The sequence below is a fragment of the Amycolatopsis sp. NPDC104863 genome (assembly GCF_055582965.1).
On record NZ_JBVJOW010000004.1, the window covers coordinates 190,507 to 211,744 of the forward strand.

A 21,238-nucleotide genomic window follows, 5' to 3' on the forward strand; every position below is an offset into this window, starting at 1 on the left:
GGGGTGGTGCGGGTCAGCCGTTGGCTAGGGCCTGGAGCCGGTCGTAGGCACCGTTGAAGGTGTCCTGGTCGAGCGGGCTGGAGGTGTACTGCCAAACGGTGTAGAAGCCCCAGTTGTAGGGCAGGGTGCCGACCGACGACGCGTACCGCGCGACCCACAGCGGGGCCGTGCTGGAGAAGTCACCGCTGACGCACTGGCTCCACCAGCTGGTCGACGTGTAGATCACCGGGTACCGGCCGGTCAGCGAGTGGTAGGTGTCGTGGAAGTCGAGGATCCACGACGTCATCCCCGCCTTGCTCAGGCCGTAGCAGGTCGCGCCGTACGGGTTGTACTCCATGTCGAGCGCGCCCGGCAGGGTCTTGCCGTCCTTCGACCAGCCGCCGCCGTGGGCGACGAAGTACCGGGCCTGCGCCGCGCCACTCGCGGTGTTCGGGGTCGCGAAGTGGTAGGCGCCGCGGATGAAGCCCTGGTTGAAGGAGCCGTTGTACTGCTGCGCGAAGTACGGGTTGGTGTAGCTGGTGCTCTCCGTGGCCTTGGTCCAGACGAACCGCTTGCCCTGGTTCCAGTAGGTCGCCCAGTCGACGTTGCCCTGGTAGCTGGCGACGTCGATGCCGGCGACGGTGGCCAGCACCTGGCCGGGGATGGCCTGGCCGGGCTGCGGCTGCTGCGCCGCCTTCTGCGAGTCCGGCGTCGACGTGTCCCCTTCGACGCGCCGGATCTGCGACCCCAGTTCGTGGTTGTGCTGAGCGATGTCCGCGTTGATCGCGGACACGGGGTCGACTTCGGGGGAAAAGGTCGTCGCCTGGGCCGTGCTGCCGAGCAGGAGCAGCGTGGCCGGGACGACGAGGGCAGCGAACAGCCGCCCTCTTCGGGGAATGGACATCGTTGAATCCCTTCACGGATACCCTCGCGGAGGGCGGCTTACTGCAGGTAGCCGCCCGTGCACGATTGTTAAGGACGAAGTGGCGTTTGTCACTCAGTTCCGTGAAATTGGGTATACGTGTGGGTGATTTTCCCGGGAAGACGATCTTCAATTGGTGACTGGTTAACACCTATTACCGGGATGCTGCGCCGTTCGGCCGAGCGTGGGAACCCGCGATCGGGCGGCACTCGGAGCGCCGCTGGTCAGCCCAGGGCGAGCGCCCGCAACCGGTCGGCCGAGCCGTTGAACCAGTTCTGGTCGCCCGGCAGGGTGCCGCGGTCGGCGAACTGCCAGATCGTGTGCACCGCCCAGCCGGCCGGGAGCTCGCCGACGAACGTGTTGTAGCGGGCGATCCACAGCGGGTTTCCGCCGAAGCCGCCGTTGTTCGCCGTGCAGCGCTTCCACCAGCTCGTCGACGTGTAGATCGTCGGATACCGGCCGGTGGCCGCGCGGTAGGTCTCGGAGAAGTCGCTGAGCCAGCGGACCATTCCGGCGGCGTCCTTGCCGTAGCAGGTTTCGCCGTACGGGTTGTACTCCGCGTCGAGCGCGCCCGGCAGGGTCCGGCCGTCCGCCGACCAGCCGCCGCCGTGGGCCAGGAAGTAGCGGGCCTGGGACGCGCCGTCGGAGATGTCCGGGCGGGCGAAGTGGTAGGCGCCGCGGATCAGGCCCGCGTTGTAGGAACCGTTGTACTGCTGGGCGAACTGCGGGTTGACGAAGCCGGTGCCTTCGGTTGCCTTGACGTAGACGAACTTCGCGCCCGACCCCGCCGCGCCGGACCAGTCGACCGGGCCCTGGTGCCCGCTGACGTCGTGGCCGAGCTGCTGGTCTTCGGTCGCGTACAGGACGCCGGGCACCGCTTCGACGCCTTCGACTCTGGCGATCTGCGAACCGGCGAAGTGCTCTTCGGCCCCGGCGTAGACGTCGTCAGCCGTCGCCGGGGCTTGCCCGGCGAAGAGCAGGCCCACGGCTAGGACGACGGGCGGCAGCGAACGACGTTTCACCCTCATGCTCCCCACCGGTCCCGTGAGTTTCCGTCAGCCTCACGATGCACCGGTGTCGCCGATCCGGCGAATCGATGCTCACTCGATGGGGTGATACCCGCAGGTCAGCGCGTTTCTTCGGCGAGGGCCTTCACGAGGTGCTCCGCCGGCACGACGGCCGTGATCAGGTCGTGCGGGTTGATCGCGACCGGGTGCCCGCCGAGCAGGCCGACCATGTCGCGGCCGAGCACCGCGCGGGCGTGCGGCCACTCGCGCGGGACGAGCGTCTTGCGCGTGTACGCGGGCACCATCACCCGGCCGTCGGTGTTGTGGAAGCCGATCACGGTCCGCTGCACCGGCGACATCGCGTAGACGAACAGCGTCGCGTCGAGGACGATCTTCGGCAGGTCCGACGCCGGGCGGTGCTCGGTGCGGACGAGCTGCAGCGCGTGCTCGAGGTCGTTCGACGGCTCCGGGAAACCGAGCGCCTTGGGCGAGGGCCGGTAGCGGTCGTTGGGGTGGAAGTCCGCGACGACGTCGCCCGCGCCGTTCACGGGGTACGCGCCGACGACCGCCCACGACGGGACCGGGCCGTTCGGGTCGAAGGCCTCGTCGATGACGTAGAGCCAGCTGTTCGGGTTGGCGCGGGCGTTCTCGCGCATCTCCGCGGTGATCTCGGGTGTGCCGTGCTTGCCGGAACGCCGTGCCTGACGGCCGCTGCGCCGCGCCGCGCGGCTGTGCTTGCCGGGGTGATCGGCCCCGCTTCCGGTGGGCTGCTGCGAAACCATCCGATCTGCCTCGTCCCGCTGCGCCATCTCATCCCCACGTTCTCGGGTGTGCCTGAAAACTCTTGGTGCGCCACTCTACTGTTTGCCCATGGCCTCTTCGCGTTCGGTCGACCCCGGACAGTTACGTGCGGCGGTGCTGGCGATTTCCCCGTGGCTGCAGGGCGATGCGCCCGACCCGGCGCGGCCCGAGCTGGCCGCCGCGGTCCGGCTGAGTCTCCGCGCGCTCGCGGCCGACGCTCCGGGGCGGACGGTCGAGGTGCGCGTGCCGCCGTTCGCCGCGGTGCAGTGCGTGGACGGGCCGCGGCACACCCGCGGCACGCCGCCGAACGTCATCGAGACCGACCCGCGCACGTGGCTCGAGCTCGCCACCGGCCGGTTGGACTGGACCACTGCGGTGGCCGGCGGCCGGGTGTCCGCTTCGGGCACCCGGGCCGACCTTTCGCAGTGGCTGCCGATCGTCCGCGGCTAGCTACGGCTTGCGGCCGACGCCGCCGGCGATCGTCCGCTGGGCGACGTTGAGCTCCTTGAGCCGCGGGCCGTCCGGCCACCAGTCGGCGCACAGCGTCACGCCGGGGTCGACCATTTCGAGGCCGGGGAAGAGCTCTTCGATCTCCTGCTGCGTCCGGAACGTGCCGGAGCCCATCGGGCTGTGCACGAAGAAGTCCTCCATGCGGCGCGCGGTCGCGGAGTCGTCGTTCTGCGGGTCGAAGAAGTGGCTGAGCCCGACGAAGGAGCCGGACGGCAGCGCGTCGACGTACTCCTTCATGATCTCCTTCGGCCGGCCCTTGTCGCCCTTGAAGTGGTGCAGCGTGCCCATCTGCAGCAGCACCAGCGGCTGCGTGAAGTCGATGTGCTCGCGCACGACCTCGTTCTCGAGGATCCGCTGCGGCTCGAAGATGTCCTCGGCGACGAAGTGGGTGTGCTCGTTCTCCTCGAGCAGCGCGCGGCCGTGCGCCAGGACCACCGGGTCGTTGTCGACGTAGACGACCGTGGCCTCCGGGTGGATGCGCTGGACGACCTGGTGCGTGTTCTCCGCCGTCGGGAGGCCGGATCCCAGGTCCAGGAACTGGGTGATGCCCGTCTGACCGGCGAGGAACCGGCACGCCCGGATCAGGAAACCGCGGTTTTCGAAGGCGAGGTCCTGCGCCTCCGGAGCGGCCTTCTGCACCTGCCCCAGGACCTCGCGGTCGATCTCGTAGTTGTCCTTCCCGAGGAGGAAAGCGTCGTAGACACGCGCGATGCTCGCTCGGGTCGGGTCGACCCCCACGGGAACTCGTTCGGTCCGGGTCGCGGCGTCGGGCATCTTGAACCTCGCAAGTTCTGTGTCGAAAGTCTCGTACTCTACGTAGAGTAGGACTACACACGCATGCGGTAAACCGGGTCACCTCTTTGCGCAGGACGGCCCAACGTGTACTTTCGGTAGTCGGGCTAGAACCCCCTGGTGACGTGAGCGCGGAAGGTCCGGGAATGAACGCGGTGAACGCGTCCGCAGGCGAACAGAACATCGGCCCCACGGCGCGCCGGATGATCCTGGGCTCCCAGCTGCGGCGGCTCCGTGAAGAGGCCGGCATCACCCGGCAGCAGGCCGGGTACAACATCCGCGGCTCCGAGTCGAAGATCAGCCGGCTCGAGCTGGGCCGGGTCGGTTTCAAGGAACGCGACGTCACCGACCTGCTGACGATGTACGGCGTCGAGGACGAAGGCGAGCGCCAGAGCTTCCTCGACATGGTGAAGCAGTCGAACGAGCCAGGCTGGTGGCGGCGGTTCGGCGACACGATGCCGAACTGGTTCACCGACCTGGTCGGCCTGGAAGAGGCGGCCGCGCGGATCCAGATCTGGGAGCCGCTGTACGTCTCGGGACTGCTGCAGATCGAGCCGTACGCCCGCGCGATCTTCAGTCACGGCCGCTCGGAGATGGCGGACGAGAGCGTCGACCAGCTGGTCGCGCTGCGGATGCGGCGCCAGAAGATGTTCAGCAGGCCGGACGCCCCGCGCGTGTGGATGGTGCTCGACGAGTCCGTGCTGCACCGGCCCATCGGCGGAACGCGCGTGCTGAAGCAGCAGCTCGAGTACCTGCTCGAGATGAGCGCACTGCCGAACGTCTCGGTGCAGGTCCTGCCGTACGAGCGCAGCGGGCTGTCGGCCGAGCACGCGTTTTCGCTGCTGCGGTTCGGCGAGCCGGAACTGCCCAACATCGCTTACATCGAGTACCTCACCGGCGCGCACTACGTCGAGAAGCGTGAAGAGATCGAAAAGTACAGCCGGCGGCTGGACATGCTGGCGGTCGACGCGGCCACTCCCGAGCGCAGCCGCGAGTGGATCTCGAAGCGTCGCCAAGAGATCTAAGTTCACTGGTCAGGCCGGTCACGTGGCGTAGTTTTCACTGTTCATTGATCCGGTGACGTTCACTCTATAGAGTTACTGTGCACAAAATTCTGCACGTGCATTTACCGCTGCAAGAACACGTGCTAGCGTTCGTCACGCGGGCAAATGCACATGCAGATGCATCGCCTTGAAATCTTCCGCATGGAGAGGTGGGACCCCATGGCTGAGCGATTCGAGAACGGCATCCCGGCCGACCGGCTGTCCGGAGCCGCGTGGCGCAAGGCGAGCTACAGCGGCTCGGTCGGCAACTGCGTCGAGGTCGCCCCGTTGTCCAGCGGCGAGATCGCGATGCGCAACTCGCGCTTCCCGACCGGCCCGGCGCTCGTCTACACCCGCGCCGAGATGGCGGCGTTCCTCGCGGGCGCCAAGGACGGTGAGTTCGACGATGTCCTCGGCTGAGGCCGTCGCCCCCGTCTTCGACATCGAGACCGGCCTGCAGGAACTGGTGGCTCGCGGCTACCAGTTCGTCCACCCCGCCGACGAGCGCGGTGAGGTCCTCGCCGTCGTCGGTGTGCGGGTGCACGACGACGTGGTGGACGTCGTCCGGCTCAACGCCGAAGACGACGTGGTGGCGACCCGGATGCCCGGCACCGAAGACAACATCTTCGAGCCGGAGCGCTGGCTGTGGCGCCGCAGCGGTGAAGGAGCCCAGGTGCTCACGGAGATCCTCTCGTTGCCGGACGCGTGTTAGTCAGCACTGTCTGCAGGCCCTGTCCGAAGTGGTCGGAACCACTCCGGGCGGGGCCTGACCCATGTCCGGACCGTCTACACTGAAATCGGCCTGACCACGTCTTCCTGGGAGCACCTCGGTGGTTTCCGACCCGCAGCTCGTGTCCGACCAGCCCGACCCGGAACCCCGCGAGGAGTGTGGCGTCTTCGGCGTCTGGGCTCCCGGGGAAGAAGTCGCCAAGCTGACCTACTACGGCCTCTACGCCCTGCAGCACCGCGGGCAGGAGGCCGCCGGCATCTCCGTCTCCGACGGCTCGCAGATCGTGGTCTTCAAGGACCTCGGCCTGGTCAGCCAGGTGTTCGACGAGCAGATCCTGCAGTCGCTGCAGGGCCACATCGCCGTCGGGCACTGCCGGTACTCGACGACCGGCGCCACCGTCTGGGAGAACGCCCAGCCGATCTTCCGCACGACCGAGACCGGCAGCGGCCTTTCCTTCGCGCACAACGGCAACCTCGTCAACACGGCGGAGCTGCGCGAGCGCACGATCGCCGCCGGGCTCAAGCCGCACGCGGGCCTGACCGGCTCGTCCAGCGACTCGGACCTCATCTGCGGACTGCTCGCCGCGAACGCCGCGGACAAGGGCATCGAAGCCGCCGCCATGGAGCTGCTGCCCACCCTTCAGGGCGCGTTCTGCCTGGTGTTCTCCGACGAAAACACGCTGTACGCGGCGCGTGACCCGCACGGCGTGCACCCGCTGGTGCTCGGCCGGCTCGAACGCGGCTGGGTCGTCTCCAGCGAGACCGCGGGCCTCGACATCGTCGGCGCGTCCTTCGTGCGCGAAGTCGAGCCGGGCGAGCTCATCGCGATCGACGCCGAGGGCCTGCGCTCCTCCCGCTTCGCGAACCCGGACCCCAAGGGCTGCGTCTTCGAGTACGTCTACCTCGCCCGCCCCGACACCACGATCGCCGGCCGCGGCGTGCACGCCACCCGCGTCGAGATCGGCCGCCGGCTCGCCACCGAGCAGCCGGTCGAGGCCGACCTCGTCATGCCGGTTCCGGAGTCCGGCACCCCCGCCGCGATCGGTTACGCGCAGGGCTCGGGCATCCCGTACGGCACCGGCCTGGTGAAGAACGCCTACGTCGGGCGCACGTTCATCCAGCCGTCGCAGACCATCCGCCAGCTCGGCATCCGGCTGAAGCTCAACCCGCTGCGCGACGTCATCCGCGGCAAGCGCCTGGTCGTGGTGGACGACTCGATCGTCCGCGGCAACACCCAGCGCGCGCTCGTCCGGATGCTGCGCGAGGCCGGCGCGCTCGAGGTGCACGTCCGGATCGCGTCGCCGCCGGTGCGCTGGCCGTGCTTCTACGGCATCGACTTCGCCTCGCGGGCCGAGCTGGTCGCGAACGGCGTCGACCTCGACGGCATCCGCCGCTCGATCGGCGCGGACTCCCTGGGCTACATCTCGCTGGACGGCCTGGTCGCGGCCGCGGAGCAGCCGAAGTCGCGGCTGTGCACGGCGTGCTTCTCCGGCGAGTACCCGATCCCGCTGCCGGAAGACGCGCTGATCGGGAAGCACCTGCTGGAAAGCCTCGACGCGGTCAATGGCGCGGCGAAGCCGGTCAGCCCGGCCGGGTACGGTGCCGAAGACGCCATCCGGCGTCCCTAGCCCGTCCGGGCCAGTCCTTCCAGTTGGGAGTCCTTCAGCCGTGAGCGAGTCCACGAGCGCCACGTATGCCGCCGCCGGCGTCAGCATCGACGCCGGCGACCAAGCCGTCGAGCTGCTCAAGCCCCACGCCGCACGGGCGACGCGTCCCGAGGTGATGGGCGGCGTCGGCGGCTTCGCCGGGCTCTTCTCGCTGAAGCTCGACAAGTGGAAGGAGCCGGTGCTCGCGTCGTCGACCGACGGCGTCGGCACGAAGCTCGCCGTCGCGCAGGCGCTGGACAAGCACGACACCGTCGGCATCGACCTGGTCGCGATGGTGGTCGACGACCTGGTCGTGACCGGCGCCGAGCCGCTGTTCCTGCAGGACTACATCGCGGTCGGCAAGGTGCACCCGGAGAAGATCGCGGCGCTGGTCGGCGGCATCGCCGAGGGCTGCGTGCAGGCGGGCTGCGCGCTGCTCGGCGGCGAGACGGCCGAGCACCCCGGCCTGATGGGCGAGCACGACTACGACATGTCGGCCACCGGGGTCGGCGTGGTCGAGGCGTCCGCGCTGCTTTCGCCGGAAAAGGTCCGTCCGGGTGACGTCGTGCTGGCGCTCGGCTCGTCCGGACTTCACTCGAACGGGTACTCCCTGGCCCGGCACGTGCTGCTGGACATCGCCCGGATGCCGCTCGAGGGGCACGTCGAGGAGTTCGACCGCACCCTCGGCGAGGAGCTGCTGGAGCCGACGCGGATCTACGCGAAGGACTGCCTCGCGCTGACCGCGGAGACCGAGGTCCGGACGTTCGCGCACATCACGGGCGGCGGCCTGGAGGCCAACCTCGCCCGTGTCATGCCGCGCGGCCTGGTCGCCCGGCTCGACCGCGGCACGTGGACGCCGTCGGCGGTGTTCGCCCTGATCGGCCAGCGCGGCAAGGTCGAGCGCGCCGAGCTGGAGAAGACGTTCAACATGGGCGTCGGCATGGTCGCGATCGTCGGCCCCGAGGACGTCGACCGGGCGCTGGCCATGCTCACCGCGCGGCACGTCCCGGCGTGGGTGCTGGGTGACGTCCAGCCCGCCGACGACGTCGACGGCCCGCGTGCGCTGCTTTCGGGCGACCACCCCAGGTTCTGAAACGCCGTTGCGCAGGGCTGTCACACTGATCGGGTGGCAGCCGAAGACGTGGTGGTCGGCTCCCGGTTCACGATCCCGGGAGCCGAGTTGAGCGAGCGCTTTTCGCGCTCGTCCGGCCCGGGCGGGCAGGGTGTGAACACCACGGACTCGCGCGTGGAGCTGTCCTTCGACGTCGCCGCGTCGCCGTCGATCCCCGAGCACCTGCGTGACCGCGTGCTGGCCGGGCTCGGCCCGCGCCTGGTCGACGGCGTCCTGACGATCGCGGCCAGCGAACACCGCTCCCAGCTGCAGAACCGCGAAGCCGCGCGAGGCCGGCTGACGAACTTGCTGCTCGACGCGTCGGCCCCGCCGCCCGCCAAGCGACGCCCCACGAAGCCGTCTCGCGGTTCGAAGGAGCGTCGCCTGGCGTCGAAGAAGCGCCGGAGCGACGTGAAACGAGGCCGCTCCGGCCGCTTCGACGACTAGCTCAGCGACAAGTGCACACACTCGCCCGCCGGCCGGTAGCCGACCCGGGCGTAGATACTCCCGATCCCCAGGTCACCCGGGGTGAGGAACGCCGTGTGCGCGCCGGCTTCGTGGGCGTCGCGGGTGAGTCGGGCGGTGAGCGCGGCGGCGATGCCGCGACCGCGGTACGCCTCGAGCACGCCGATGCCGGCGATCTCGGTGGTGCCGTCGACGATTTCGAGCGCGAGCCCGCCGCCGGCCACCGTCCCGGTTTCGACGTCCTCGACCAGGACGTGCCGCACGCCGGCGGCCAGACCGGCCTTCACCTGCTCGACCTCTTCGCCACTGACGTCCGGCGCTTCGCCGTACGCGGTGTTCTGCGCCGACCGAATGCGCCGGAAGTCTTCGTCGGACTCCGGCGCGCGCAGCCGGATCCCGGCGGGAACCGGCTTGTCGACCCGCTCGGCGGGAGCACACGTCATCAGCGGCACCCGTCGTTCGAGCTCGTACCCCGCGTCGAGGAGCAGTTTCTCCAGGTCGGGGGCGATTTCGGTGAAGTACTCCAGCCGCGGGAGCAGGTCCCGCCGCCGGTAGGCCTCGGTCAGCGCGGCGATCTCGGCCGCCGTCGGCTTCGCGCCGTCGTCCGGGATCGCGTAGTTGAGCATCGGGTGGCCGGTGCCCACCGAGTAGGTGGCCAGGAACGGGCCGACCCGCTCGGTGTCCCGGCCGCGGGGCGCCGTCTTGCGGACATAGGTCTGGATGGCAGACATTGCTGGGTTGGAGCCTTTCGAGAGCGTGTCAAGGAACCGCGGCCCGGAACGGGACCTGCGGGGTGGACGCTGGGCGTCGGGCCTAGCGCGGGCCGACGCCGGGAGCGGCGCCAGGCATAGGCGGTCATTCCTTGACTCGAAGGGGCTCTTCCGGGCCAGTGTCGCAGGGCCCGCAACCGGTTTATTGCCGGTCCGGGTGCGCGATAGCCGCGTAGCGCGTGTCCCACACCGAACGCGGGACGCGCAGGGTGAGCGTCGGGGACTCGCAGATCCGCCGCCGCTGGGCCGGGATGGCCACCGGCACCGGCGGTGGCAGGTCCAGTGCTCGCCAGCCGCGCCGGCTCAGCGCCGCGCCGAGCGTTGCGCCCGCGGTGTTGAGCAGGACGTCGTCGGTCGAGGTCACCCGGCCCGTGTGGATCAGATATTGCGTACCTTCCACCAGCAGCGATGCGGCCAAGGCGGCCAGCGCGACCTTGGCCAGCGTGCGCAGCCGGCGCATCCGCAGCGGGAGCAGCGCGCCGAGCGGCGCCAGCAGCAGAACGTTGCCGATCACCTGCCAGAGCGACCCGTCGTCGGCGAAGGCGGCGGTGATGTCGGCGCCGGGCACCAGGTCGAGCGTGCTCGTGTGCGAGTTGCCGACGGGCATGATGACCAGGCAAAACACCAGGAACGCGACCAGCAGGACGGCGCTGTCGACACCGGCTGTCGCGGTCGCGTAGCGGGCCGGGAGTCTTCGGCGGCGCCGGGCGGCGAGCAGTGGCCAGCCGAGCAGCGCGTACGGCAGCGCGATGGCCGAAACCGGAATCATCCCCCAGAAGGCGCGCAGCAGGGCTTCCATGCGCCTCCCTTCTCGAACCCCTCAAGATCTTCGATGCGCGATGAAAACAGCCCTCCCAAGATCACCTTCGCATCACAAGATCGTCTCGGCAGTCCGAGCGGGCCGCACTATTCGGTGATCTTTGCGGTGGCGCGACGGGGCTTTCCGTGGTTCGGTCGGCAGGCGCACTGTCCACAGTGGATGCTGTGGACAACCCTGTGGATGAATTCGGGGAGTTTGTGAAGAAGCCTTACTTCACAACGTGAATCCGGCGAGGAGGCCTGTGTACTACTCGGCGAGCTCGCGGGCCTGCTCGAGCAGGTTCTGCAGGTGCAGACCACGCCGGACGTCGCAGGGGTGCGCCGTGGTGCCGCTGGCGATCATCGCCGCGAAGTCGTCGAGCAGGGCGGTGTAGGACTCCTGCGCCGAGCCCGGTTTGCGCCCCAGCGTCCGGTAGCCGTGCTGACCCCAGACGGCGACTTCGACGACGGTCGGCTGCACCGGCAGCCGCAGCGAGAGCGTCGCCGTGCTGACCACGCCGTCTTCGTGGGCCAGCATCAGGTGCCAGAGGTCGCCGGGGCTCCGCCGCGCGGCCACGACCTGCGTGATCGGGCCGAGCGCGGCGTCCAGCATGTCGAGCGCGTGCGGGCCGATGTCGTAGAGCGCGCCGCCGTCGTCCTGCCGCCACTCGGAAGACGCGTACTGGCCGCCGAGCAGGGCGCCGGACAGCCAGCGCGCGCCGCCGCCGGCCCAGCCGCCCGCCTGCGCGAGGCCGGCGAGCCACTCCTGGGTCTGCGCCGAATACCGCAGGGTCAGCACGACGAGTGCGGCGACGTCGGCGGCCGCGACCGCGTCGGCCAGCCGCTGTGCGCCGGCGAGGTCGGCGGCGATCGGCTTCTCGAGGATCAGGTGCTTCCCGGCCTCGGCCGCGCGCACGCCCAGCTCGGCCTGGATCGCGGGTGGCACGGCGAGCGCCACCGCGTCCACCTGCTCGAACAGCTCCTCGACGCTGCCGGCGGTGGCCGCGCAGTGCGTCTCCGCAAGCGCTTGCGCCGCCTCCGGCCGCCGGGCCCAGACCGCGGTCAGCGCGGTGCCGGGGTGGTCGGCCAGGCCGGGCGCGTGCACCGTTGCCGCCCAGGGCCCGGCGCCGATCAGGCCGACGCGCAGCTGTTCGTCCGCGATGAGCTGTCCCACGCGCCGCAGTCTAGGTGTGTCCCTCGTCGCGCCGGAACCGCGTCTTCCACTGGTTAAGGTGCCAGCATGATCGCCGCGCGCTTCGCCCGTTTCTCCGCCGCCTGTGCCCTGCTGCTGGGCGCCGCTCTGGTGGGCGCCGCGCCCGCGTCGGCGGCGGGCTCAGACGGCTCGTGCCCGGACGGCGGCGGGGTCACGGTCATCGTCGACTTCGGCGACCTGGGCCCGCAGTCCCTGGTCCGCTGCGCGCCGGGGACACCCGCGACCGGCATCGCCGCCCTGCAGGACGCCGGGATCGACGTCGCCGGCTCGCAGAAGTACGGCCTCGCCGTGGCCTGCCGGATCAACGGCAAACCGGGCCCCGACGTCGAGTCCTGCGCGGGCATGCCGTCGGCGACGGCGTACTGGAGCTACTGGCACGCGGCGCCGGGCGGCGCGTGGACGTCCAGCCAGGAAGGCGCCCAGACCTCGAAGCCGACGCCGAACGGCTTCGAAGGCTGGGCGTACGCGAAGCCGAAGACGGCCAACGACCTGCCCGCGCCGCCGCGTGTCGCGCCGGTCCGGCAGGCTGCGTCGCCGGGTCCCGCGCCCGCTGACCAGGGCAGTTCGTTCCCGTGGGGTGTGGTGATCGGGGCCGTGGTGATCGTGGTGGTCGGGGGCGCGGGCGTCGTCGTGGCGCGACGGCGGCGTGCGCAGTAGGGCGCTGCACCCGGGCGCCTGGTGGGTCTGGGCGCTCGCGCTGGCCATCGCGGCCAGCCGGACGACGAACCCGCTGCTGCTCGGGCTCGTCATCGCCGTTGCCGGGTTCGTCGTCGCGAACCGGCGGAGTGACGCGCCCTGGGCGCTGGCGTTCCGGCTGTACGCGTACGTCGGCGCGTTGATCGTCGTGTCGCGCGTGCTGTTCCGGATCCTGATCGGCGGTGAGGACGGCGGGCACGTCCTGTTCACGCTGCCGCGGATCCCGCTGCCGGCGTTCGCGGCCGGGGTGTCGCTGCTCGGGTCGACGTCGGCGGAGGAGCTGCTCGGCGGGTTCTACGACGGCCTGCGGCTGGCGACGATGGTGATCTGCGTCGGCGCGGCGAACGCCCTGGCGAACCCGAAACGCCTGCTCAAAGCCGTGCCGGGGGCGCTGTACGAGGTGGGCACGGCCGTGACGGTCGCGCTGACCGTGGCGCCACAGCTGGTCGAGAGCGTGCAGCGCGTGCGGCGGGCCCGGCGGCTGCGGGCAGGCCGGGCTCGCGGGCTGCGGGCGGTCAAGGGCATCGTGGTCCCGGTGCTGGAAGACGCGATGGACCGGTCGCTGCGGCTGGCGGCCGCGATGGACTCCCGCGGGTACGGACGGCGGGCGTACCTGGGCCGCGGTGTGCGGGTGCTGATCGCGTCCTGTGTCCTGTTCGGGCTGGTCGGGGTGTGCGTCGGCGTCTACGGGGTGCTCGACGGGACGTCGACGTGGCTCGGCGTGCCCCTGCTGGCGGCCGGGCTCGCCGTCGCCGTGGCGGGGTTTGTCGTCGGCGGGAAGCGGGTGCGGCGGACGGCGTACCGGCCGGATCCGTGGCGGTGGCCGGAGACGCTGGTCGTGCTGGCCGGGGTGGGAGCGTGTGTGCTGCTGTTCGTGACTTCGCGCGTTGATCCGGAGAACCTCTACCCGTCGTTGAGCCCGTTGCGGTGGCCCGAGGTGTCGGTTGTGCACGCCTTGTCGCTGCTGGTCGCGGTGCTGCCGGCGTTCGTCGCGCCGCCGCCGCCTTCGTTGTCGTCGTCGGAGGTGGGCCGGTGATCGAGTTTTCGCAGGTCACGGTGACCTATCCGGACGCCACGCGGCCGGTGCTGGCCGACGTCTCGCTGACGGTCGAGGAGGGTGAGCTCTGCCTGGTCGCCGGGCCCACCGGTGTCGGCAAGTCGACATTCCTCGGTGCGATCAACGGGCTCGTCCCGCACTTCACCGGCGGGCGGCTGGCCGGGCGCGTGCTGGTCGACGGGCTGGACACGTCGGTGTATCCGCCACGGGAGCTGGCTTCGGTCGTCGGAGTCGTCGGGCAGGACCCGCTGGCCGGGTTCGTGACCGACACCGTCGAGGAAGAGCTCGCCTACGCGATGGAGCAGCTCGCGGTCGCGCCGGACGTCATGCGCAAGCGGGTCGAGGAAACCCTGGACCTGCTGGGGATCGCGGAGCTGCGCAACCGTCCACTTCGGACGCTTTCGGGCGGGCAGCAGCAGCGCGTCGCGATCGGCTCGGTGCTGACGGCGCACCCGCGCGTCGTGGTGCTCGACGAGCCGACGTCCGCGCTGGACCCGACCGCCGCCGAGGACGTGCTGGCGGTGATCACGCGCCTGGTGCACGACCTCGGGACGACGGTGGTCGTCGCGGAGCACCGGATGGAGCGCGTCGCGCAGTACGCCGACCGGCTGCTGTACCTGCCGGGCGACGGCTCGGTGCGGTCCGGGCCGCCGGCGGAAATCCTGGCGACGTCGGAGATCGCGCCGCCGATCGCGGAGCTGGGCCGGCTCGCGGGGTGGTCGCCGCTGCCGCTTTCGGTGCGGGACGCGCGGCGGGTCGCGGGGCCGTTGCGGACGCGGCTGGCGTCGGGTCGTCAGAAATTGTCGGTGGTGGGTTCTACTCTCTCGGTGACCGGTCAAGCACTGGACGTGAGAGGGGTGGTGGTCCGATACGGAGATGTCCTGGCGGTGCGCGGGGTCGACCTGCGCGTCGGGCAGGGGGAGATTGTCGCGCTGATGGGACGCAACGGCTCCGGCAAGTCGTCGCTTCTCTGGGCGGTGCAGGGCAGCGGGCCGAGGTTGGCGGGGAAGGTCGACGTCGGCGGCGCGGATCCTGCGTCGCTCAAGCCACGAGTGGCTCGTCGGCGCGTCGGACTGGTTCCGCAGACCCCGGCCGACCTGCTGTACCTCGATTCGGTCGACGCCGAGTGCGTACAGGCCGACACCGAATCCGAGGTCCCGGCGGGCACGGCCCGGGCCCTGCTGGACCGGCTCGCCCCCGGGATCACCGGTGAAGCGCACCCCGGTGACCTGTCCGAAGGGCAGCGACTGGCGCTGGTGCTGGCCGTCCAGCTGGCGGCGGCCCCACCGGTCGTGCTCCTCGACGAGCCCACGCGCGGCCTCGACTACCACGCAAAACGGCGCTTCGCGGCGACCCTGCGCGAGCTGGCCTCGCAGGGTCACGCGGTGGTGCTGGCCACCCACGACGTCGAGTTCGTGGCCACGGTGGCCCACCGAGTGGCGGTCCTGGCCGACGGCGAGGTGGTGGCCGACGGCCCGACGAAGGAGGTCGTCGTCGCCTCACCGGCGTTCGCGCCACAGGTGGCGAAGATCCTGGCGCCGGAGCAGTGGCTGACGGTGGACGAAGTAGCCGAGGCGCTGGCATGACCGGGTTTGTGGTGCTGCGTGGGTCCGGCTTCGGTGTACTGCGTGGGTTCGGCGTGGCCGGTTCTGTTGAGGTGCATCGCGGGGCTCGGCTGGACCCACAGCGGCGGGGCGTCGGCCGACGGCCGCGCCGGTTCGGCGTGCCCGGTTTCGCCGTGCTGCGCTGGTCCGGCGTGCCCGGTTCTGTTGAGCTGCATCGCGGGGCTCTGCCGGACCCGCAGCGCGGCCGCGGCGGCCGACGGCCGCGGCGGTTCGGCGTGGCCGGTTCGGGTGTGCCGTGCGGGTTCGGCGTGCCCGGTTCCGCGGAGCTGCGCAGGTCCGGGGTGCCCGGCTTCGTCGTGCTGCCCTGGTCCGGTGGTCCGGCGTGACCGGCTTCCTCGGCCCGCCGCCGCGTGCGGTTCGGCTCACCCTTCGGCCCGCGTTGGTCCTCGGGGTCGCCAGCCTGCTCGGCATCGCCATGTTCTGCTGGCCGCTCTTCGCGCACCCGCAGCCCAGCGGCGCCGCGCACACCGCGGACGCGCCGTTCGTCTTCATGGCGACCCTGCCCGTGCTGATCCTGGTCGTGCTGGCCGAGCTGTCGCGCGGCGGCATCGACGCCAAGGCGCTCGCGCTGCTCGGCGTGCTGTCGGCCGTCAACGCCGGGCTGCGGCCGCTCGGGGCCGGGACCGGGGGCATCGAGCTGGTGTTCTTCCTGCTCGTGCTCGCGGGGCGGGTGTTCGGGCCGGGCTTCGGGTTTGTGCTCGGCTCGACGTCGATGTTCACCTCGGCGCTGCTCACCGCCGGGGTCGGGCCGTGGCTGCCGTTCCAGATGCTCGCTTCCTCGCTGATCGGGCTCGGGGCCGGCTTGCTGCCGAAGCGACCCCGCGGCAAGGCGGAGATCGCGTTGCTGGTGGTGTACGGCGTTGCCGCGGCCTACTTCTTCGGGCTCCTCATGAGCCTGTGGACGTGGCCGTTCCTGGCCGGCTCGTCGTTCAGCGGCTCGCACGCCGGGCTCGGGTTCGTGCCCGGTGCGCCGCTGCTGGACAACCTGCACCGGTTCGCCGTCTTCACCGTGCTGACGTCGACCCTCGGCTGGGACACCGGCCGCGCCATCACCAACGCCGTGGCGATCCTGCTGCTGGGGCCGGCTGTCCTGACGGTGCTGCGCCGGGCGGCTCGGCGGGCGGCCTTCGACGCGCCCGCCGAGTTCGATCAGGCCAGCTTGTCGTAGATCGCGACCAGCTCGGCGAGCTTGCGCGCGTCCGGGACGTGGCTCGTGTCGAGGTCGAACACGCGGAAGCGGTTGCCTGGCGTGGCCGCGTCGGCCTCGCGGATCATGCGGTCCTGCAACGGGAGCGGGACGATCCGGTCTCGCAGGTGCCGGACGTACACCCGCGGCACGCGGCCCCACCGCGCGCGGTCGCCGCGGGACGGGGTTGCGCCCTTGGTGAGGAGGTCGTCCGGCGCCATCGTGTTGAGGAACGCGTAGAACTCGGCGTCCGTCGCGTCGGCCAGGAACGCCGCCTTCGCCGCCGCGAGCAGCTTCGGGTCCGCGAGGCGCCAGTTGAACCGGACCGCGCCGATCACCGCCGGGTCGGCGGCGAGGAAGCCGAGGAGGTCGCCGACCCGGGACGTCGACGCCTCGGGGGTGGCCATGTACTCGTCCGGGGTCGCGAGGTCGACGCAGCAGAACGCCGTGTCGTACACCAGAAGGTCGATCAGGTGCGGGACGGCGTTCGCAACCAGGCTGATCATCGCCCCGCCGATGCTCGCGCCCACCAGCACGACCGGGCCGTGCGCGGCCGCGCGGCGGACCGTCTCGACGGTGGCCGCCACCTGGTCGGCGACCGTGACGCCGGCCAGCGCCGACGGCTCCGTAGCGAACGCCGCGAGATCCTGCGGCGCCTGGTAGGAGCGGCGGAACTGCTGGCCGGGCTGGTCGACGCCGACTCCGCGGTGGCCGCGCAGGACGAGCTCGTTCGGGGCGGCCGAGACACCGTTGGCGCCCGCGGCGAAGACGAAGGTGGTCACGCGACCGCGCGACGGCCGCCCCGCGACGGGCGAGGTGGCTCCGGCAGCTGCGGCGGCACCAGCGGGCGACGCGGCTGCCGCGCGCCCCGCGGCAGCGGCAGCGGCAGGCGAGGCGGCACCAGCGGACCCCGCGGCAGGCGAGGCGGCGGCGGGCGTGGCGGCCAACACGGGCGTCACGACTCCGAGACCGGCGGCGGCCAGGGCGGTACGACGGCTCAACTCAGGCATACCTGACAGTGAAGCGAGCCCACCCACTCTCGCCCAAGACGACAAAGTCGCCGCCCGGACCACCAAAAGTTGGTCGGGCGGCGACGAACGTCGATCAGCTGTAGGAGTAGAAGCCGCGGCCGGTCTTCTTGCCCAGCAGGCCCGCGTCGACCATGCGCAGCAGCAGCGGCGGGGACGAGTACAGCGGCTCCTTGAACTCCGCGTACATCGAGTCCGCGATGGCCTTGATCGTGTCGAGCCCGATGAGATCGGACAGGCGCAGCGGGCCCATCGGGTGGGCGGTGCCCAGCTCCATGCCGCGGTCGATGTCCTCGGCCGAGGCGAAGCCCGACTCGATCATCCGGATCGCCGAGAGCAGGTACGGCACCAGCAGCGAGTTCACGATGAACCCGGCGCGGTCCTGCGAGCGGATCACGGTCTTGCCCAGGGCCGTCGTCGCGTGCTCCTCCGCGCGGCGGGCGGTCTCCTCGCTCGTCAGCAGCGAGGGCACCAGCTCCACCAGCGGCAGCACCGGGACCGGGTTGAAGAAGTGGATGCCGACCACCTGCTGGGGACGGCTCGTCGCCATGCCCAGCTTCATGATCGGGATCGACGACGTGTTGGACGCGAACAGCGCGTCCTCGGCCTCGACGATCTTGTCGAGCTGGCGGAAGACGTCGACCTTCGCCTGCTCCTGCTCGAGGATCGCCTCGATGACCAGTTCGCGGTCGGCGAACTCGGCGATGTCCGTGGTGAAGCGGAGGCGGCTCCGCGCCGCGTCGGCGTCCTCGGTGGAGATCTTGCCGTTCTTGACGCCGCGTTGCAGGGACTTCTCGATGCGGGCCTGGCCCGCGTCGAGCGCCGGCTGGTTCACCTCGGTGACCACGACGTCCAACCCGGACCGTGCGTGCACCTCGGCGATGCCGGACCCCATCAGTCCCGCTCCGACGACTCCAACCCGACTTACCACCGGCTCACTCCTTCGTCCGCTTCGCAGCCCGCACCCTGTTCGAGGGCAGCACGCAGCGCGCGAGGGCGGTCACCGAGTTGTGCCCGGCTACGCCCTCGCGCGGTTACGCGTGCTCAACGACGGTACTCGTCGTACCCGTCGTCGTACGGGTCTTGATCATCGCTGTCCGGCTCCTCGTAATGACCACTCGAGGAACCACTCGACAGCTCGCGCTGCAAAGCATCGAAGTCGGTCTCGTGCGAGCTGTACTTGAGCTCGCGCGCCACCTTCGTCTGCTTGGCCTTAGCCCGGCCGCGCCCCATGGCTCGACCCCCTCGCACAGGGGCGGGGCGGCCGGGGGAATCGGCGGCCCCGCATCGTCTCGACAATTCTTTCCTGCTCACACCGTACCGTGTCCGGGGGGTTCGATGCGACGTGGCACGGTGTGCTGGTCGTGACAGTGTCCGCCGGACACCGGTTACCGGCCGGTCGGTGGCGATCGGCGCAGGTAGACGTGCCACGATCTACTGGTGCTCCGTCCCTTCGTGGCCTACCTGCGGGTGTACGAACCCCTGCTCGCCCTGGGCGACCAGCCGGACGAACGGCTGCGTGCGGCCGTCGCGGCGGCCAAGCTGCGGCGGACCGATGCGGGCGCTCGCGAGCAGGCCATGTGGCTCAAGTCACAGGTCGCCGCGCCGCGCCGGCTGCTGCCCGCCGAGCTCGCCGACGGGCGGCCGGCGCCGAGCCTGCTGACCGACGTCCTGGTGCTCGACCCCAAGGACGTGCCGGAGGGCAAGGCCGGGAGCGGTCCGTTCGTGTGCCCGCTGGAACTGCGGGCCCGCTCGGCCGCCGCGCTCGTCACCTTCCTGGGCGACGCGCACCCCGCGCTGAAGAACGTCGTCCTCGACGAGGGCGGGTTCACGCAGGAGACGATCCGCGCCCGGACGAAGTCGGCGATGGCGGACCTGAGCACCTCGGCGGCGCACACGCTCTCGACGACGTGGACCGTCCCCCTGCCGTGGTTCGTCCTGGTCGACCCCGAAGAACGGCGGCTCGTGCTCGGCACCGGCCGCGACGATCCCGAGCGCGAGATGTCCTGGCGGACCACTCTGGCCGACGCCCAGCACCGGGCGCGCGAAGCCGGTGAGCTGCTGGAACAGACCTTCGGCGACTCCGGGCCGGGCCGCGTGCTGTTCGAGACGCGGCGGTGGCTGGACAACTTCCACGCGGACTCCGTGGTCGAGCTCGACTACGGCGGGCTGGTGCAGCTGTTCACCGACGCCGTCCTCGAAGCCGACAACACCGCCGACGAGGTGCACGACATCCTGGACGCGCTGCGCTCGGGCAACGTCGAGGAGCTCGCCGAACTGTTCTCCGACCTGCGGGAGTTCTGGGGCGACCTGGCCGCCCGCGAACGCTCGAACTAACCGCGCAGCTCCGGCACCCGGAGCTCACCGACCGGCCGGCCGCCGCCGAGCACCGAACCACGGGCCAGCTCGGCGAGGCCCGAGACGTCGACGCCGAGGTACCGGAGCGCTTCGATGGCCAGGGGCGCGCAGGCCCGCTTCGCGCCGTCGTCGATCTTGATCGCCACCGCGAACCCGTCCGGGAGGGCGAACGCCTGGACGCCCTCGGCGCCGCCCTTCGCGACGAGACCGTCCACGGCGGACATCAGCTCGGTGTCCTCGCGCCCGGTGCCGGCGACCAGCCACGGGTGCGCGCGCATCGCCGACGCGACCGTCCACTCGGGCCCGTCGGTCGCGCTCGCGACCCGGCTGAACGCGCGGGCCAGCGCCGTCAGCGAAAACGCGAAGAGCGGGGCGCCACAGCCGTCGACGCCGGTGTGCGCGATCGGCTCGCCGGTCAGGTCGGTGACGGCGGCGGCGATCGCCTGCTGCAGCGGGTGGTCCGGCGCCTCGTAGCCGGCGGTCGGCCAGCCCGCGCGGACGCAGGTGGTCAGCATCCCGGTGTGCTTGCCGGAGCAGTTCATCATCACGCGCCGCGGCTCGGCGGCGTCGCGCATGCTCGGCACGTGCAGCGGGAAGTCGGGCGGGCAGGCGAGGTCGTCTTCGTGCAGGCCCGCGGCTTCGAGCAGTTCGAGGACCCGCTTGACGTGCCCGGGCTCGCCGGAGTGCGACGCGCACGCCAGCGCGAGGTCCTCGCCGGTGAAGCCGAGCCCGGCCCGCAGCATGCCGACCGCCTGCAGCGGCTTGTTCGACGAGCGCGGGAAGACCGGCGAAGTGACGTCGCCGAGCGCCATCCGGACGTCGCCTTCGGGGCCGGTCACCACGAGCGCGCCGCGGTGGACGCTTTCCACAAAACCGGATCGGACGACTTCGGCGAGGACGGGGTTGGTCACTGAGCCTCGCCGCGTCCGCCTTCGCTCTCCAGCAGCTCGTCCACAGTGGCCGAACCCTGCTGGTAGCGCTTCGCGATCTCCGCGTTGAAGGTGTCCATCACGCCTTGGACCTCACGCCGGAAGGACGACACCGACAGCTCTTCGCGGGCGTAGGTGTCCAAAGCGGAGGCGAGCTTCTCGTCCGAGAGGGACTCGACGTCGGTCAGGTCGGTGTCGCCGATCAGGGCCTCGGCGTGGCGCCGGTGCTCGCCGGCGCGGGAGGGTTCGAGCTGCTGGTGACGTCCGGAGCCGGCCGCCGGGCCGAGCGCGTTGTCGGCCAGGATCGTGGCGAGCTGGTCGACGATGCTGTCTTCCCCGCCGGAGCTGCGCCGCGCCTGCTCCGCGCGCACGATGTCGATCCGGGCGTGGAGGAGCCGGCGCAGGTAGGACAGGTCCGTCTCTTCCTGCGCGGCTTCGTCGCGCCGCTCGCGCAGCACCTTCAGCGGCAGTTCACCCAGGCCGCTGAGGTACCCCGGGCCGAGCACGCGGTCGATCCGCCGCCTGCCGCCGGGCCGCACTTCGATCACAGCGCAGTTTATCCCGGTTGAGGGT

The 21,238-nt window shown here is 71.1% G+C and carries 25 protein-coding genes; 13 read left to right on the plus strand and 12 right to left on the minus strand.

The genetic code is table 11. The annotated features are described in order from the left end of the window. Positions 1 to 13 precede the first annotated feature (13 nt). The 3 genes from ACZ63J_RS22335 to ACZ63J_RS22345 form a co-directional block, all read right to left on the minus strand. Complete coding sequence (locus ACZ63J_RS22335; protein WP_465402829.1) at positions 14 to 883, minus strand: lysozyme; 870 nt, start codon at positions 881 to 883, stop codon at positions 14 to 16. 242 nt (positions 884 to 1,125) lie between these two features. Further along, positions 1,126 to 1,929: a lysozyme gene (locus tag ACZ63J_RS22340; RefSeq protein WP_465402831.1), complete on the minus strand. Its 804-nt coding sequence runs from the start codon at positions 1,927 to 1,929 to the stop codon at positions 1,126 to 1,128. Between the two features lie 98 nt (positions 1,930 to 2,027). Continuing rightward, a complete protein-coding gene (locus ACZ63J_RS22345) occupies positions 2,028 to 2,717 on the minus strand; it encodes a type VII secretion system-associated protein (RefSeq protein ID WP_465333717.1) in 690 nt (229 codons plus the stop codon). A gap of 61 nt (positions 2,718 to 2,778) precedes the next feature. Between ACZ63J_RS22345 and ACZ63J_RS22350 the strand changes: the two genes are divergently transcribed. Further along, positions 2,779 to 3,159, plus strand: coding sequence for a sterol carrier family protein (locus ACZ63J_RS22350; protein ID WP_465402833.1), 381 nt, complete (start codon positions 2,779 to 2,781; stop codon positions 3,157 to 3,159). Here ACZ63J_RS22350 and ACZ63J_RS22355 read toward each other — a convergent pair whose 3' ends face one another. Further along, positions 3,160 to 3,957 carry an SAM-dependent methyltransferase gene (locus tag ACZ63J_RS22355; protein WP_465402835.1) on the minus strand — a complete coding sequence of 266 codons (798 nt, stop codon included), beginning with the start codon at positions 3,955 to 3,957 and terminating at the stop codon, positions 3,160 to 3,162. Between the two features lie 200 nt (positions 3,958 to 4,157). Between ACZ63J_RS22355 and ACZ63J_RS22360 the strand changes: the two genes are divergently transcribed. The 6 genes from ACZ63J_RS22360 to arfB all read left to right on the plus strand — a co-directional run bounded on the left by ACZ63J_RS22360 (position 4,158) and on the right by arfB (position 8,987). After that, positions 4,158 to 5,036 (plus strand): helix-turn-helix domain-containing protein, encoded by an 879-nt coding sequence (locus tag ACZ63J_RS22360; RefSeq protein ID WP_465312964.1) that lies wholly within the window; start codon positions 4,158 to 4,160, stop codon positions 5,034 to 5,036. A 198-nt stretch (positions 5,037 to 5,234) separates the two neighbouring features. Next, positions 5,235 to 5,474, plus strand: a complete 240-nt coding sequence (locus ACZ63J_RS22365) for a DUF397 domain-containing protein (protein ID WP_364522306.1) — start codon at positions 5,235 to 5,237, stop codon at positions 5,472 to 5,474. After that, positions 5,461 to 5,766, plus strand: a complete 306-nt coding sequence (locus ACZ63J_RS22370) for a hypothetical protein (RefSeq protein WP_465312965.1) — start codon at positions 5,461 to 5,463, stop codon at positions 5,764 to 5,766. The genes ACZ63J_RS22365 and ACZ63J_RS22370 overlap by 14 nt, the downstream gene beginning before the upstream one ends. A gap of 118 nt (positions 5,767 to 5,884) precedes the next feature. Next, on the plus strand, positions 5,885 to 7,411 hold the full coding sequence (purF, locus tag ACZ63J_RS22375; protein ID WP_465402837.1) for an amidophosphoribosyltransferase: 1,527 nt from the start codon (positions 5,885 to 5,887) through the stop codon (positions 7,409 to 7,411). Between the two features lie 40 nt (positions 7,412 to 7,451). After that, complete coding sequence (gene purM, locus ACZ63J_RS22380; RefSeq protein WP_465333724.1) at positions 7,452 to 8,522, plus strand: phosphoribosylformylglycinamidine cyclo-ligase; 1,071 nt, start codon at positions 7,452 to 7,454, stop codon at positions 8,520 to 8,522. 48 nt (positions 8,523 to 8,570) lie between these two features. Then, entirely contained in the window at positions 8,571 to 8,987 is a 417-nt protein-coding gene (gene arfB / locus ACZ63J_RS22385) for an alternative ribosome rescue aminoacyl-tRNA hydrolase ArfB (RefSeq protein WP_465334360.1), read from the plus strand. Here arfB and ACZ63J_RS22390 read toward each other — a convergent pair. The 3 genes from ACZ63J_RS22390 to ACZ63J_RS22400 all read right to left on the minus strand — a co-directional run bounded on the left by ACZ63J_RS22390 (position 8,984) and on the right by ACZ63J_RS22400 (position 11,747). Further along, positions 8,984 to 9,736, minus strand: coding sequence for a GNAT family N-acetyltransferase (locus tag ACZ63J_RS22390; protein WP_465402839.1), 753 nt, complete (start codon positions 9,734 to 9,736; stop codon positions 8,984 to 8,986). The genes arfB and ACZ63J_RS22390 overlap by 4 nt on opposite strands. 181 nt (positions 9,737 to 9,917) lie before the next feature. Beyond that, positions 9,918 to 10,574, minus strand: a complete 657-nt coding sequence (locus tag ACZ63J_RS22395; RefSeq protein WP_465402840.1) for a VanZ family protein — start codon at positions 10,572 to 10,574, stop codon at positions 9,918 to 9,920. Positions 10,575 to 10,841: 267 nt separating this feature from the next. Next, positions 10,842 to 11,747: a Gfo/Idh/MocA family protein gene (locus ACZ63J_RS22400; RefSeq protein ID WP_465402841.1), complete on the minus strand. Its 906-nt coding sequence runs from the start codon at positions 11,745 to 11,747 to the stop codon at positions 10,842 to 10,844. A 66-nt stretch (positions 11,748 to 11,813) separates the two neighbouring features. On the opposite strand from ACZ63J_RS22400, the gene ACZ63J_RS22405 reads away from it, so the two are divergent. The 5 genes from ACZ63J_RS22405 to ACZ63J_RS22425 all read left to right on the plus strand — a co-directional run bounded on the left by ACZ63J_RS22405 (position 11,814) and on the right by ACZ63J_RS22425 (position 16,332). Then, on the plus strand, positions 11,814 to 12,443 hold the full coding sequence (locus ACZ63J_RS22405) for a hypothetical protein (protein ID WP_465402842.1): 630 nt from the start codon (positions 11,814 to 11,816) through the stop codon (positions 12,441 to 12,443). Then, entirely contained in the window at positions 12,433 to 13,518 is a 1,086-nt protein-coding gene (locus tag ACZ63J_RS22410) for a CbiQ family ECF transporter T component (RefSeq protein ID WP_465402844.1), read from the plus strand. Before ACZ63J_RS22405 ends, ACZ63J_RS22410 begins: the two co-directional genes overlap by 11 nt. Continuing rightward, the gene (locus tag ACZ63J_RS22415) at positions 13,515 to 15,125 is read left to right on the plus strand and encodes an ABC transporter ATP-binding protein (RefSeq protein WP_465402846.1); all 1,611 of its coding nucleotides are present in this window, start codon (positions 13,515 to 13,517) and stop codon (positions 15,123 to 15,125) included. Before ACZ63J_RS22410 ends, ACZ63J_RS22415 begins: the two co-directional genes overlap by 4 nt. 137 nt (positions 15,126 to 15,262) lie before the next feature. After that, positions 15,263 to 15,490 (plus strand): hypothetical protein, encoded by a 228-nt coding sequence (locus tag ACZ63J_RS22420; protein WP_465402848.1) that lies wholly within the window; start codon positions 15,263 to 15,265, stop codon positions 15,488 to 15,490. Next, the gene (locus ACZ63J_RS22425) at positions 15,487 to 16,332 is read left to right on the plus strand and encodes an ECF transporter S component (RefSeq protein WP_465402850.1); all 846 of its coding nucleotides are present in this window, start codon (positions 15,487 to 15,489) and stop codon (positions 16,330 to 16,332) included. The genes ACZ63J_RS22420 and ACZ63J_RS22425 overlap by 4 nt, the downstream gene beginning before the upstream one ends. Here the strand turns inward: ACZ63J_RS22425 and ACZ63J_RS22430 are convergent. The 3 genes from ACZ63J_RS22430 to ACZ63J_RS22440 all read right to left on the minus strand — a co-directional run bounded on the left by ACZ63J_RS22430 (position 16,314) and on the right by ACZ63J_RS22440 (position 18,611). Then, complete coding sequence (locus ACZ63J_RS22430) at positions 16,314 to 17,132, minus strand: alpha/beta fold hydrolase (protein WP_465402852.1); 819 nt, start codon at positions 17,130 to 17,132, stop codon at positions 16,314 to 16,316. The genes ACZ63J_RS22425 and ACZ63J_RS22430 overlap by 19 nt on opposite strands. Positions 17,133 to 17,454: 322 nt before the next feature. After that, on the minus strand, positions 17,455 to 18,309 hold the full coding sequence (locus ACZ63J_RS22435; protein ID WP_465402854.1) for a 3-hydroxybutyryl-CoA dehydrogenase: 855 nt from the start codon (positions 18,307 to 18,309) through the stop codon (positions 17,455 to 17,457). 113 nt (positions 18,310 to 18,422) lie between these two features. Then, positions 18,423 to 18,611 carry a DUF3073 domain-containing protein gene (locus ACZ63J_RS22440; protein WP_465312978.1) on the minus strand — a complete coding sequence of 63 codons (189 nt, stop codon included), beginning with the start codon at positions 18,609 to 18,611 and terminating at the stop codon, positions 18,423 to 18,425. 207 nt (positions 18,612 to 18,818) lie between these two features. Between ACZ63J_RS22440 and ACZ63J_RS22445 the strand changes: the two genes are divergently transcribed. Further along, positions 18,819 to 19,715 (plus strand): DUF8083 family protein, encoded by an 897-nt coding sequence (locus tag ACZ63J_RS22445; protein ID WP_465402856.1) that lies wholly within the window; start codon positions 18,819 to 18,821, stop codon positions 19,713 to 19,715. Here the strand turns inward: ACZ63J_RS22445 and ACZ63J_RS22450 are convergent. Together ACZ63J_RS22450 and ACZ63J_RS22455 are read right to left on the minus strand one after the other, a co-directional pair. Next, a complete protein-coding gene (locus tag ACZ63J_RS22450) occupies positions 19,712 to 20,647 on the minus strand; it encodes an asparaginase (RefSeq protein WP_465402858.1) in 936 nt (311 codons plus the stop codon). The two genes, ACZ63J_RS22445 and ACZ63J_RS22450, sit on opposite strands and share 4 nt — an antisense overlap. After that, entirely contained in the window at positions 20,644 to 21,213 is a 570-nt protein-coding gene (locus tag ACZ63J_RS22455; protein WP_465333750.1) for an RsiG family protein, read from the minus strand. The genes ACZ63J_RS22450 and ACZ63J_RS22455 overlap by 4 nt, the downstream gene beginning before the upstream one ends. Positions 21,214 to 21,238 lie beyond the last annotated feature (25 nt).

Coding starts and splice junctions, on each gene's coding strand:
- ACZ63J_RS22350 (WP_465402833.1), top strand. CDS start 2,779: ATGGCCTCTTCGCGTTCGGTCGACCCCGGACAGTTACGTGCGGCGGTG.
- ACZ63J_RS22370 (WP_465312965.1), top strand. CDS start 5,461: ATGTCCTCGGCTGAGGCCGTCGCCCCCGTCTTCGACATCGAGACCGGC.
- ACZ63J_RS22335 (WP_465402829.1), bottom strand. CDS start 883: ATGTCCATTCCCCGAAGAGGGCGGCTGTTCGCTGCCCTCGTCGTCCCG.
- ACZ63J_RS22340 (WP_465402831.1), bottom strand. CDS start 1,929: ATGAGGGTGAAACGTCGTTCGCTGCCGCCCGTCGTCCTAGCCGTGGGC.
- ACZ63J_RS22345 (WP_465333717.1), bottom strand. CDS start 2,717: ATGGCGCAGCGGGACGAGGCAGATCGGATGGTTTCGCAGCAGCCCACC.
- ACZ63J_RS22405 (WP_465402842.1), top strand. CDS start 11,814: ATGATCGCCGCGCGCTTCGCCCGTTTCTCCGCCGCCTGTGCCCTGCTG.
- ACZ63J_RS22365 (WP_364522306.1), top strand. CDS start 5,235: ATGGCTGAGCGATTCGAGAACGGCATCCCGGCCGACCGGCTGTCCGGA.
- ACZ63J_RS22360 (WP_465312964.1), top strand. CDS start 4,158: ATGAACGCGGTGAACGCGTCCGCAGGCGAACAGAACATCGGCCCCACG.
- ACZ63J_RS22390 (WP_465402839.1), bottom strand. CDS start 9,736: ATGTCTGCCATCCAGACCTATGTCCGCAAGACGGCGCCCCGCGGCCGG.
- ACZ63J_RS22440 (WP_465312978.1), bottom strand. CDS start 18,611: ATGGGGCGCGGCCGGGCTAAGGCCAAGCAGACGAAGGTGGCGCGCGAG.
- ACZ63J_RS22395 (WP_465402840.1), bottom strand. CDS start 10,574: ATGGAAGCCCTGCTGCGCGCCTTCTGGGGGATGATTCCGGTTTCGGCC.